The organism is Winogradskyella aurantia, assembly GCF_002266855.1.
Classification (GTDB): domain Bacteria; phylum Bacteroidota; class Bacteroidia; order Flavobacteriales; family Flavobacteriaceae; genus Winogradskyella; species Winogradskyella aurantia.
The window spans coordinates 46,620-58,489 of the sequence record NZ_NGJN01000003.1 but is presented as its reverse complement, the minus strand read 5'-3'; the positions used below and the strand labels follow the sequence as shown (position 1 = coordinate 58,489).

The 11,870-nt window shown below is 35.6% G+C and carries 12 protein-coding genes; 8 read left to right on the top strand and 4 right to left on the bottom strand.

The features are described from left to right. Positions 1-10 precede the first annotated feature (10 nt). Together CA834_RS06095 and CA834_RS06090 are read right to left on the bottom strand one after the other, a co-directional pair. A complete protein-coding gene (locus CA834_RS06095) occupies positions 11-319 on the bottom strand; it encodes an EthD family reductase (RefSeq protein WP_094967803.1) in 309 nt (102 codons plus the stop codon). Between the two features lie 20 nt (positions 320-339). Further along, complete coding sequence (locus CA834_RS06090) at positions 340-1,479, bottom strand: FIST signal transduction protein (RefSeq protein WP_094967802.1); 1,140 nt, start codon at positions 1,477-1,479, stop codon at positions 340-342. Positions 1,480-1,609: 130 nt separating this feature from the next. Here CA834_RS06090 and CA834_RS06085 point away from each other — a divergent pair, with 130 nt between their 5' ends. After that, positions 1,610-1,981, top strand: coding sequence for a DUF1801 domain-containing protein (locus CA834_RS06085; RefSeq protein WP_094967801.1), 372 nt, complete (start codon positions 1,610-1,612; stop codon positions 1,979-1,981). Here CA834_RS06085 and kdsA read toward each other — a convergent pair. Both kdsA and CA834_RS06075 read right to left on the bottom strand, forming a co-directional pair. Beyond that, positions 1,968-2,777 carry a 3-deoxy-8-phosphooctulonate synthase gene (kdsA, locus tag CA834_RS06080; RefSeq protein ID WP_094967800.1) on the bottom strand — a complete coding sequence of 270 codons (810 nt, stop codon included), beginning with the start codon at positions 2,775-2,777 and terminating at the stop codon, positions 1,968-1,970. The genes CA834_RS06085 and kdsA overlap by 14 nt on opposite strands. A gap of 36 nt (positions 2,778-2,813) precedes the next feature. Beyond that, positions 2,814-3,173 (bottom strand): hypothetical protein, encoded by a 360-nt coding sequence (locus tag CA834_RS06075; RefSeq protein ID WP_094967799.1) that lies wholly within the window; start codon positions 3,171-3,173, stop codon positions 2,814-2,816. Positions 3,174-3,363: 190 nt separating this feature from the next. Here CA834_RS06075 and typA point away from each other — a divergent pair, with 190 nt between their 5' ends. From typA to CA834_RS06040, 7 genes are all read left to right on the top strand, one after another. Next, positions 3,364-5,163, top strand: coding sequence for a translational GTPase TypA (gene typA / locus CA834_RS06070; protein ID WP_094967798.1), 1,800 nt, complete (start codon positions 3,364-3,366; stop codon positions 5,161-5,163). Between the two features lie 95 nt (positions 5,164-5,258). Then, entirely contained in the window at positions 5,259-5,453 is a 195-nt protein-coding gene (locus CA834_RS06065; RefSeq protein ID WP_094967797.1) for a hypothetical protein, read from the top strand. A gap of 5 nt (positions 5,454-5,458) precedes the next feature. Further along, on the top strand, positions 5,459-6,841 hold the full coding sequence (locus CA834_RS06060; protein WP_094967796.1) for a nodulation protein NoeA: 1,383 nt from the start codon (positions 5,459-5,461) through the stop codon (positions 6,839-6,841). A gap of 388 nt (positions 6,842-7,229) precedes the next feature. Then, positions 7,230-8,333, top strand: a complete 1,104-nt coding sequence (locus CA834_RS06055; protein ID WP_133085459.1) for an alkaline phosphatase family protein — start codon at positions 7,230-7,232, stop codon at positions 8,331-8,333. A gap of 176 nt (positions 8,334-8,509) precedes the next feature. Continuing rightward, positions 8,510-9,463: a FemAB family protein gene (locus CA834_RS06050; RefSeq protein WP_094967794.1), complete on the top strand. Its 954-nt coding sequence runs from the start codon at positions 8,510-8,512 to the stop codon at positions 9,461-9,463. Beyond that, positions 9,460-10,557, top strand: coding sequence for a DegT/DnrJ/EryC1/StrS family aminotransferase (locus CA834_RS06045; RefSeq protein WP_094967793.1), 1,098 nt, complete (start codon positions 9,460-9,462; stop codon positions 10,555-10,557). The genes CA834_RS06050 and CA834_RS06045 overlap by 4 nt, the downstream gene beginning before the upstream one ends. Further along, positions 10,558-11,868: an O-antigen translocase gene (locus CA834_RS06040; RefSeq protein WP_094967792.1), complete on the top strand. Its 1,311-nt coding sequence runs from the start codon at positions 10,558-10,560 to the stop codon at positions 11,866-11,868. Positions 11,869-11,870 lie beyond the last annotated feature (2 nt).

The window sequence follows — 11,870 nt, the reverse complement described above, 5'->3', positions numbered from 1 at the left end:
TTGGTTTTGTTTACCATTCTACAGTTTTTCCTACCATAATTTGAACGCCAGCAGAGGCGAAGTTTGCTAAATCATCTACTGTAGCTTGGCCTTCAGGAGAGCCCATGGATTCGTGCATCTGCTCCTCATCCCTAAAATAAAGCTCTGCTAAAAGATAATAATCTGTTGGGCTTCCACCAGGCCCACTTGAAATGCGGGTTAATTCAAAATTTAACAGGCCTTCAATTTGATTGACTAAGGGCATGTGTTTTTCTTTGTAATAGGCATCAAATGCACTTGGATTCTCTGGATTGTTGTAGAGTACTGAAATTTTAAACATAGTTTTATTATAATTAATTTTTATTTTTCTCTTAGAGCAACCGCACAGGCAGTAAGATTGTGCATTTCTAGATTGCCGCCTGTGGCTCTTCCTAATTCGGCATTACTAAACATACCGACCATTGGGACATTCCATACGTTATGGATTCCTTCTAATTCCTCAGTCATTAAAGGCCCTAATGTCAAGAGACGACCAGCACAGCTGAATACAACGACGGCATCCGCTTCGGGCATTTTTTTGGCCTTTAATTCTTTAACACTTAAAACTACTTTTTCCATAACATCCCAGTCTGGTGGGAGCGAAAAGCGAACTTTTGAGCCTTCGGGTAATGTCCCACTAGTAAAGAAGGAGCGATCCGTCCAATCCACAACCAAGGGCGGACGCATCACCGGATCTCCCTTTTCGCGTTGTAATTGCAAGGGAAAGTTAGCAGCGAGCTCCATCAGGAGGTCCTTGCTTTCGGGAGTAATGTTTTCTAAGCCACCATATTTGGTGATGATATCTACAGCCGGTTCGTTGTCGATAGTATAAACGTGATTTCCTTCACTTCGCGTAATTGTTTTTTCCGTGCCCACAGCCTTCCAGCCACAGGTGGCAATACCTTCTACCTGAATTTTATCTGCGTCAATAATTAAACAGATTAGGGCTTCGTTATGCTCTATTCCATTAGTAAAAACATAGGTATCCGTAAACGAAAAATCATCTCCTGCAGCACTTCCAAAAGCTTTTACATCTTCGCCTATGATGGATTCAAGCCCCCTAAGAATTTCTTCTCCGTCTGAACTTGGATGACTTGTACTTAGCAAAAAGGCGGGGTTTTTAAATTGAGACTTTCCCTTATTGGCTATCAAACCAGCAACCTCTCTATAATTTTTAGCGACAAAAGGTTGAAAATGAATCTTAAAATATTCAGGGTTCATATCTAAAAGTAAAATACTGGCGGAGCCTTTCTCCACGTTTTCATCTATGAATTCTCCATTGGTGGTTACCCCAAAAATCTGAATCTCGTGTTCAGAAAAAAGCTCTCTTATTGCTACCCGATCCTGTGAAACGGAAAGAAATACGAAGGCCATTGTTGGCTTAAATCCATCTGTCAAGCAATCGCTCAATTTATTACTTATCTCATTAATGGTGAAGCCGTTAAAAGACTTGGCATTCATAGTATTTTTATCTACTTTTAAATGATTAATTATTTTTATTGTGAAGTAGTTAAAAATAATGAAAATTCTCTTGTGTATTCCTAAAAAATAGCAGAATTATTTATTGCGCTTAAATTAGGCAGTGTAAAATATGAATCCAGCAGAAGATTACATATTAAATCAAAACGAACCTTTTAGGTCTATTCTTTTGCAACTTCAAACGATTATTGAGGCTATTGCACCCAATACCGAGTTGTTATTTAAATGGCGGTTACCATTCTATTATGCCAACGGGATACCACTTTGCTATTTAAATCAAACTAAAGACTATGTAGATTTGGCGTTTTGGCATGGAGAACGTTTTGAAAAGTATAAAAGCTATTTTGTTAGCACCAATCGTAAAACGGTAATGTCACTGCGCTATAAATCTGTTGATGACATCAACGACCAAGTTGTTGCATATGTTATTCAAAAACAACTAGAAATAAATATCAATCCCTTTAAATTGATTAGAAAGAGGTGACCAATTGCCTTATGGCCACTAAGTTTTTTAGCAGCCCTTCCAAATTATCTAAATGCAACATATTGGCACCATCACTTTTGGCATTGGCTGGGTCAAAATGCGTTTCTATAAATAAACCGTCCACATTATTTACTACGCCAGCGCGCGCAATGGTTTCTATCATTTCTGGTCGCCCACCGGTGACACCGGCCGATTGGTTGGGTTGCTGAAGCGAATGGGTAACATCCAAAACTGTGGGGGCGTATTGTCTCATAGTTGGAATACCTCTAAAATCTACAATCATATCTTGATAGCCAAACATAGTACCTCTATCTGTAATCCAAGCCTTTTCGTTGCCTGAATCCTTTACTTTTTGTACGGCGTGTTTCATAGATTCAGGACTCATAAACTGCCCCTTTTTTAAGTTGACGACTTTACCGGTTTTAGCCGCAGCCACAACTAAATCTGTTTGCCTAACTAAAAACGCAGGAATCTGCAATACATCTACATATTCTGCAGCCATAGCTGCATCTGAGACTTCATGAATATCGGTAACGGTGGGGATATCAAACGTTTCTGAAACCTTTCGCAGTATTTTTAAGGCCTTTTCATCACCAATACCCGTAAAACTATCAATTCTACTTCGGTTGGCTTTTTTAAAACTTCCTTTAAAGACATAAGGAATTTCAAGTTTATCTGTAATACGTACAACTTTTTCAGCAATTTGAAGTGCCATATCTTCACCTTCTATGGCACAAGGGCCACAGAGCAAAAAGAAATTATTGGAATTGCTGTGCTTTAACTTAGGAACTAACATTAAATAAGGCTTATATTAAGTGGCAAAGATAACATTTTAAAACACCTTTTTTATACTATTCCGTATTATCCAAAGTGACATTATAAAATTACCAACAACAAGTAAACCTCCTAAGAAAAGAAATTTTTTGGTGGAATCCTTCCATTGAACAATGTTCAATAAATCCGATAAATAGGCCAATATTAAGTAGGAGGAAAGACAGACAAATACAATACCCAATGAAAAATTTAGCTTTCGATTAGGTTTAACCAACTGCCATAAAAATGGCAGGCCTAATAATAAAATAATGTAAGCGGAACTGCCCTGATTTCTATTTACGGCAGTAAACCAATAAATAATGACAGAAATAAAATAGAGATAAGGTATAAACTTGGTGTATTTACTAATTGTATTCATCTGTTTAAAACTTTAGATTTCAGATGTAATAGCCCAAATAGCAGTTGATGGAATTCGATCGCATCAGGCTTATACTTGAAATCATTGAGTAAGTTATTAACTCTAATCATATGGTGCTTAAAATATAACATATAATTAACGATATGAGGATTATAAGAGTTACCTTTGCGCGCTTAAAATAAATTGGTATATGACTAATATTAAAAATATCGCAATAATTGCCCACGTTGACCATGGTAAAACTACATTGGTAGATAAAATCATGCACTATTGTCAACTGTTCCGTGAGAATGAGAATACAGGCGATTTAATTCTAGATAATAATGATTTAGAACGCGAACGTGGAATTACAATTACATCTAAGAATGTTTCTGTAGTTTACAAGGATACCAAAATAAATATTATTGACACTCCTGGTCACGCCGATTTTGGTGGTGAAGTGGAACGTGTATTGAATATGGCTGATGGTGTCTTATTGTTAGTAGACGCGTTTGAAGGGCCTATGCCACAGACTCGTTTTGTATTGCAGAAGGCTATTGATTTAGGTTTAAAACCTTGTGTGGTTATCAATAAAGTTGATAAGGAAAACTGCACTCCAGAAGAAGTTCACGAAAAGGTTTTTGATCTCATGTTTGAATTAGGTGCAGAAGAATGGCAATTAGATTTCCCGACGGTATACGGGTCTGCTAAACAAAATTGGATGAGTGAGGATTGGCAACATCCCACGGATAATATAGAGCCTTTGTTGGATATGGTTATAGAACACATACCTGAACCAAAGATTCAAGAAGGAACAACCCAAATGTTAATTACATCACTTGATTTTTCCTCCTTTACGGGACGAATTGCAATTGGCCGCTTAACACGTGGCACCTTAAAGGCTGGTCAACCCATTTCTTTGGTCAAGCGAAATGGTGATATTAAAAAATCCAAAATAAAGGAACTACATACCTTTGAAGGTTTGGGAAGAAGAAAGATTGAACAAGTTGAAGCAGGTGATATCTGTGCTATTGTTGGTTTAGAAGGCTTTGAAATTGGTGATACTGTAGCCGACTTTGAGCAACCAGAAGGATTAGCTACAATTGCTATCGATGAACCTACTATGAGCATGTTATTTACTATCAATGATTCACCTTTCTTTGGAAAGGATGGAAAGTACGTTACATCACGTCACATTAAGGAACGTCTTACAAAAGAGCTAGAAAAAAATCTCGCTCTTAGGGTTGAGGATACTGACAGTGCAGACAAGTTTATGGTCTTTGGTCGAGGTGTATTACACCTTTCGGTTCTTATTGAGACCATGAGACGTGAAGGTTATGAGCTTCAAATCGGTCAGCCACAGGTTATCATTAAGGAGATTGATGGTGTTAAATGCGAGCCGTTTGAGGAAATGACTATAGATTTACCTGAAGAAGTCTCTGGTAAAGCCATTGAAATGGTTACTATGAGAAAGGGTGAAATGATAAGTATGGAAGCCAAAGGCGACCGTATGGTATGCCAATTTATTGTACCGTCTCGTGGTATTATTGGTTTGCGTAATCAGTTACTCACAGCTACGGCTGGTGAAGCTATTATGGCTCATAGATTCAAAGAATACCAACCATTGAAAGGTGGTATTCCCGAGCGTCAAAACGGATCTTTAGTGTCTATGGAAAACGGTCAGGCCATTCCGTATTCCATTGATAAACTTCAGGATCGCGGTAAGTTCTTCGTGGATCCTGGTGAGGATATTTATGAAGGCCAAGTTATTGGTGAAAATTCACGAGGGGATGACATGGTTGTTAATGTTACCAAAACTAAGAAGTTGAGTAACGTACGCTCGTCTGGTGCAGATGACAAGGCCAGAATAGTGCCTGCAATTAAGTTTTCTTTGGAGGAAGCTTTGGAATATATCCAAAAAGATGAATATGTTGAGGTAACACCAAATCACCTAAGACTTCGAAAGGTATTGCTAAAAGAGGTTGATAGAAAACGGAGTAAGAGTTTATAGACAAAAAAAAGGGAAAGAGAAATACTAAAAAGTGTTTCTCTTTTTTTTGAACAGTAATAAATTTTAGAACCGTTATATTTGTAAAAACAAGAGCTATGTACTTTTTATATTTTGATCCAGGCTTGGGTGCTATGATTATTCAAACTATTATAGCGGCAGTGGCAGGTGTAGTTCTTTTTTCTAAAAATCTTATGCATAAAATAAAGGTTTTTTTAGGGATAGCCAAAGCTCATAAGGATGATGTCTTTGACGATATTGATGTCAAGGATTCAGACTCAGAAAACAAATAGTTCTAGTGAATGCTAAAAATCCTCATTCTTCTTCATTTAGAGATCCTTCGGGTTATGTTTTTATAGAGGGAGGAGACATAAAAAGAGCTATAAACCCCATTTATTTTAAACAATACAAGGCACTTACCCAAAGTGGTTTTTACCAGGGCTTAATCAAAAATGGCCTGCTCATTTCCCATAAAGAAGTTTCAAATTCAGATGAAACCATTGTCCTTCAAGCAGATAAAATTCCCTTTATAACGTATCCTTACGAGTGGAGTTTTAATATGTACAAAGAGGCTGCTTTACTAACCTTAAAAATTCAAAAGTACAGTTTAGAGCATGACTTTACACTAAAAGATGCTACGGCATTCAATATTACGTTTCATAAAGGTAAAGCTGTATTTATAGACACCTTATCGTTTGATTTTTACATTGAGAATTCGCCATGGCGTGCTTACAAGCAGTTTATTACCCATTTTTTTGGGCCATTGGTTCTGGCACACTATCATGGCGCACAGCAGTTAAAGATGCTTAGTAATTTTATTGACGGTATTCCTGTAAAGATGATAAGCTCTATGTTGCCCTTAAAGACCAAATTGAGTCCCCTATTATATTCCAACATCCATTTGTTGGCCAAGTTAGAAGACAAGCATAATGAAGATTATAAAGATGAGGCAAAAGCAGCGAAACTGTCAAAAAAGGGACAGTTTAATATTATTGAGAGTCTTTACAATTACATTAAGAAACTAGAACTTAAGGAAACTTCGGAATGGGGTAATTATTACGATAAAATCAATTATTCGGACGAGGCATTCATTGAAAAATCTAGGATTATTAATGATTGGGTCAACGCTATACAACCAAAAACCTTGGTTGACATTGGAGGAAATGATGGTACGTTTGTAAGGAAATTGGAACACTATGTTGAAACCGCATTGGTCTGCGACATTGACAATAATTCCGTGGACCTTAACCATAAAACGATGAAAATGAACAAGGAAGAATTTATGCTTCCTTTTGTCCTAGATATATTAAATCCATCACCAGCTATTGGATTCAATAATACAGAGCGCTTTTCATTTTTAGAAAGAGTCAAAGTATTTTCGCCAGAGATTACCTTGGCTTTAGCCGTGATACACCACATTTCATTATCTGGTAATGTGCCTTTTCATAATTCTGCTCTATTTTTTAGTAGCTTTTCCAAGTATGTAATTATTGAATTTCCGAAACGTGAGGATTCGTGGGTGCAACGTCTTTTAAAATCTAAGCGAGAATTTGAAAATCATTTCGATTATTATTCAATAGAAAGCTTTGAGAGTGCTTACGGTGCTTTTTTCAATATTAAACAAAAAGAAACTATTTTAGATTCAGAGCGCGTGTTGTATTTATTAGAAACCAAAAGTTAAAAAACTGAATAATAAAAACAGACCATATCTAAATAGTCAATATTTTTTAGGGACTATGGCAGGTTTATCAGCTGGTTTATATCCGTTGATTTATTTGTACACATCTAACCACACATTGATTACGTCCTGGTATCAATTTCTTTTTTTGATTTTGGGCTTTATAGGCTTGCCCATTATGTCTTTTTTAGGTTTATGTTTTGTTTCCAAACAGATAGGGATTATTAGGAAATATCACCTACAGATTTTTTCGTTTTTAAACGTCTCCGTATTTGCAGGCTTACTAGTTTACAGTACTTATGGTTTTAAAAAGAAAATACTTCTAGTAGTTTGTTTAATTGCATTTGCTTTAACGTTTGTGTTATTTAAGTATATCAAAAGAGTAATCCAGTTGCAGTTTATATTAGCTTTAGTTGGACTCATTTTCCTTGTACCAACTCTTTACAGATATTTTAGTTATGATGATAAATGGTTAAGTCAACCAGATAAAATCGAAGCTGTTAAATTCAAAAAAAAACCAAATATCTATCTCATTCAGCCAGATGGTTATGTTGGTTTGTCTGAATTGCCTCGGGGCAATTATTCCCAAGACAATAGTGATTTTAGTAAATTCCTATCAGAAAATAATTTTAAAGTATATCCTAATTTCAGAAGTAATTATTTCTCTACATTAAGTTCTAACAGTTCTATGTTCGCTATGAAACATCATTATTATAATGGCACTGCAAACATTAATAAGGAACTCTTATATGCAAGGGATGTTATTGTTTCTGAAAATCCAGTACTGTCAATTTTTAAAACTAACGGTTATGCGACGTCATTGATTTTAGAAAAACCGTATTTGCTCGCAAATAGACCTAAATTAGGTTATGACTATTGCAATATATCTTATGATGACTTGCCAATTATAATTAAGGACGTTGGATTTAAAAGAGATGTAAATTCAGCTTTGGAAACTGCCATAAAATCCAATAGAAAAGAAAATAACTTTTACTTTGTTGAACGGATTATCCCCGGCCATATATCAACATGGAAATCTTCATCCGAGGGAAAAGATTTAGAACGTGAAAAATATTTGAATCGCTTAAAAGAGGCAAATTTGTGGTTAAAAGGGACAATCAGTTTAATCAATAAGTACGATTCAGACGCTTTAATCATTATTGCAGCAGATCACGGTGGCTTTGTAGGTTATGACTATTCAACACAATCGAGCGAAAAGCCCAAAAACAGGGATAATACATTTTCAATGTTTTCATCACTTTTGGCAATTAAATGGCCTGAAAACCCAAATCAATATGACAAAGATTTAAAAACATCCGTTAATTTATTTAGAACCTTATTTACTTATCTCAGTGAGGACAAATCATTATTAAGAAACTTACAAGACGATAGGAGTTATTTAGCCGTTGATAAGAATGCACCATTGGGAATTTATGTTGTGATTGATGAAAATGACAATGCGGTTTTTAAGACCCTAGAATCAAGTGAGAAATAGGTGCGTTGCAAAACAAACGTAAGCTTTTTAAAAATATCATCTTAACCTCCTATCTTTCAGATATTACATTTATGAATATGAATTTTTTAATCTAGACCGTTTAAATTACTCTAGGCGTTTGGAAATTTTATGAGATGGTTGTTAGCTTAATTATTAATTAAGATTATTTTTGATTGATGGCGAAATATCACGTTTCCATATACACCAAGGAAAGAAAGACGCAGTGGGATACCCTTGTTAAAGCATCACCAGAGGCTACATTTTTGTTTCGTCGTGATTTTATGGAATACCACCAACATCAATTCTTGGACTATTCAATAATGGTTTTTGACAATGAGGTGTTGCTTGCCGTTTTACCGGCGAATAGAGTAGGCGAAACAGTATTTTCACATCAAGGTTTAACCTATGGTGGTTTTGTTTTTAAGCCCGATTTAAGTTTTATTGAAATAGATGATATCTTAAGTTCTGTCTTAGAGTTTTTAGCTAGACACGGCATAAAATCTTTGGATATTAAAATCACACCAGAATTTTATCAAACCGAAAACACAAGACATATCATTAGATGCCTAAAAAATTTGAATGTTGAACGGTATAGGAAGGATAGGATATTTGCTGTTAACTACGCTAAACCCTTTACTATTCACAAAACAAAGATGAAGCACTTCAACAAAAACCAGGACAAAGGATTTTTAATTGAGGAAGTGAATGACTTTGGCTTATTTTGGACCGAGGTCTTGATACCACGATTGGCAGAGAAACACAATACGACTCCAGTGCATACCTTATCTGAAATAGAACTTTTAAAGGCGAGGTTCAAAAATGAAGTGAAGCAATTTAATATTTATCTCAAGGATGAGTTACTGGCAGGGATTACTATTTTCGATAAAGGTCGTATCGTAAAATCACAATATGGCGCTACAACAAAATTAGGAGAAAAGGAGCGGGCCTTGGAGTATCTTTTTTTAAGCCTTATTTTTAAGTTTCAAACCGAGGGAAAGCACTTTTTTTCTATGGGCACAGTAAGAGACACCGCAAAGCCTTTGGGCTATAATAAAGGCTTGCTAAGACAAAAAAAAGAACTTGGTTGCCTCGAATACAACCAGGATTTCTATAAAATCACATTGGCATGATTAAATTTCTTGACTTAAATAAAATCAATCAAAGGCATCAAAAGGAGTTTCAAGAGATACTGAGCCAATCTTTAAGTCAAGGCACGTATATTTTAGGAGAGAATGTTTCGGCCTTTGAGGAAGAATTCGCTGCATATTGTGGTACTAAATATTGCATTGGAACAGCAAATGGCTTAGATGCCCTTACCCTTATCTTAAAAAGTTATATCCATTTGGGAAAACTTAAAGAAGGTGAAAAAGTTCTGGTACCGGCCAATACGTTTATCGCAACTGTACTGTCCGTTTTGCATGCTGGTTTGGAGCCTGTTTTGGTAGAGCCTAACCCAGCGACCTATAATTTGGATGCTATTTCGATTAAATCCAAACTATCCGATGAAATAAAGGCAATAATAATGGTACACCTATATGGCCAACTCGCCGATGTGGATGGCTTAAGGACCTTGACAACAGAGCGAAACATATTGCTCATTGCCGATGCCGCCCAGGCCCATGGTGCTAGCTGTAACCATGGAAAGGCTGGGGGTTTATCTGATGCATCAGCTTTCAGTTTCTATCCTAGTAAAAATCTAGGGGCATTAGGTGATGGAGGGGCGATAACTACAAATGATGTGCAACTTTATGAAACGCTAAGGTTATTCCGAAATTATGGAAGTAGGGAAAAGTATAAAAACCTAGTTGTTGGTTATAATAGTCGGTTAGATGATTTGCAAGCTGCATTTTTAAGGGTGAAGTTAAAGCAATTGGATAGCGATAATGGTCAAAGACAAGACATGGCAAAATACTATTTAGAACAGATAAGAAATCCCAAGATTAGTTTACCGTATTATAATGGTTCTAAAAACCACGTATTTTATGCCTTTGTTGTTGAGGTGGAAAATAGGGCAGCTTTTATTGAATATCTCGATAAGAATGAAATAGGGTGGTTAATTCACTATCCAATTCCGCCTCATAAGCAAACGGCATTGCAGCAATTTTCTAAATTAAATCTGCCCACAACAGAGCAAATTCACAAAAGAATTATAAGTTTGCCCATAAGCCCTGTAATGTCTTACAGAAATGTTGAAACTGTAATAGAAGTCCTAAATTCCTACTAATTGAAGAAATTTTTTCAGTATATCAATAATGAGGTGTTGATTAAGGCCGCAAATCTCAATACGGCCAACCTTAGCGTTAAGTTAATTACAGGAATTGTAATATCTAAATGCATAGCCGTATTTATTGGTCCGGAAGGAATGGCTTTAATCGGTAACCTAAGAAATTTTTTAAGTGCAGTCCAATCCCTAGCCATAGCAGGGTTGTACAATGGTTTAGTAAAATTTATAGGAAAGTATAAAAATGATTCTCAGGCCTTAATAAATACACTTTCAACAAGTTTTTATTTTGGATTTTTTACCTCCTTACTGCTAGCATTTTTATGTTATTACAACGCGGAACTGATTAACAATCTCATTTTTGCTGATAATTACAAATACACCTACGTAATAGAAACCCTTGCTATTGTCTTGCCATTCTATGCACTGAACATGTTTGCATTTTCAATAATGAATGGTTTTTCAAAGTATAAGATTCTCCTAATAATAAATATCATTGGGCAGACTCTAGGGCTTTTAGTCACGGTCTTACTTATATGGCAGGAAAATATTGATGGTGCATTGGTAGCTATAGTAATAACTCCAGCACTAAACCTACTGATTACTATAGTTGGTATACTTTATAGGAAGAACTTAATGTCATCCATTAGAATAACTAATATCAACTTTTCAGTATTACAAAATCTAAGTTCTTATATGGTTACGGCCCTAGTGTCAACTATTGCTATTCCCATTGTTTTAATCATAATTAGGAATTATATAATTTCAGAAATAGGTATAAAGGAGGCAGGGTATTGGGAGGCTATTAACCGTGTTTCAGACTATTATCTCATGTTTATTAATAGCCTTATATCCCTATATATTTTGCCAAGGTTTTCTGAAATAAATACAAAACGGGAATTTAGGAAGGAGGTTTTCAGCTTCTACAAAACCATAATGCCCATTTTTGCAGTTTTATTGCTTATCATATATCTGAGTCGTTCAGTATTGGTTAATCTTTTATTTACTGAGGAGTTTAGACCTGTTGAAAATCTTTTTGGCTATCAAATATTAGGGGATTTTATGCGTGTACTTTCCATGGTTATTGCCTATCAGTTCTTAGCAAAGAAAATGTTTGCACATTTTATAATCATTGAAGTCTTCCTATTCGTCATTATCTATGTATCTAGTATTTACTTTATTGATATGTTTGGATTGATAGGTGCTGTTATGGGGCACTGCCTCAGTTATTCTATGCACTTTGCGATAATATTGCTAATATTTGGTAGTTCTTTATTTGGTGTTATCTCAGATGAGGATATTGATGACTATTAAAC

Coding starts and splice junctions, on each gene's coding strand:
- CA834_RS06095 (WP_094967803.1), bottom strand. CDS start 319: ATGTTTAAAATTTCAGTACTCTACAACAATCCAGAGAATCCAAGTGCA.
- CA834_RS06090 (WP_094967802.1), bottom strand. CDS start 1,479: ATGAATGCCAAGTCTTTTAACGGCTTCACCATTAATGAGATAAGTAAT.
- CA834_RS06085 (WP_094967801.1), top strand. CDS start 1,610: ATGAATCCAGCAGAAGATTACATATTAAATCAAAACGAACCTTTTAGG.
- kdsA (WP_094967800.1), bottom strand. CDS start 2,777: ATGTTAGTTCCTAAGTTAAAGCACAGCAATTCCAATAATTTCTTTTTG.
- CA834_RS06075 (WP_094967799.1), bottom strand. CDS start 3,173: ATGAATACAATTAGTAAATACACCAAGTTTATACCTTATCTCTATTTT.
- typA (WP_094967798.1), top strand. CDS start 3,364: ATGACTAATATTAAAAATATCGCAATAATTGCCCACGTTGACCATGGT.
- CA834_RS06065 (WP_094967797.1), top strand. CDS start 5,259: ATGTACTTTTTATATTTTGATCCAGGCTTGGGTGCTATGATTATTCAA.
- CA834_RS06050 (WP_094967794.1), top strand. CDS start 8,510: ATGGCGAAATATCACGTTTCCATATACACCAAGGAAAGAAAGACGCAG.
- CA834_RS06045 (WP_094967793.1), top strand. CDS start 9,460: ATGATTAAATTTCTTGACTTAAATAAAATCAATCAAAGGCATCAAAAG.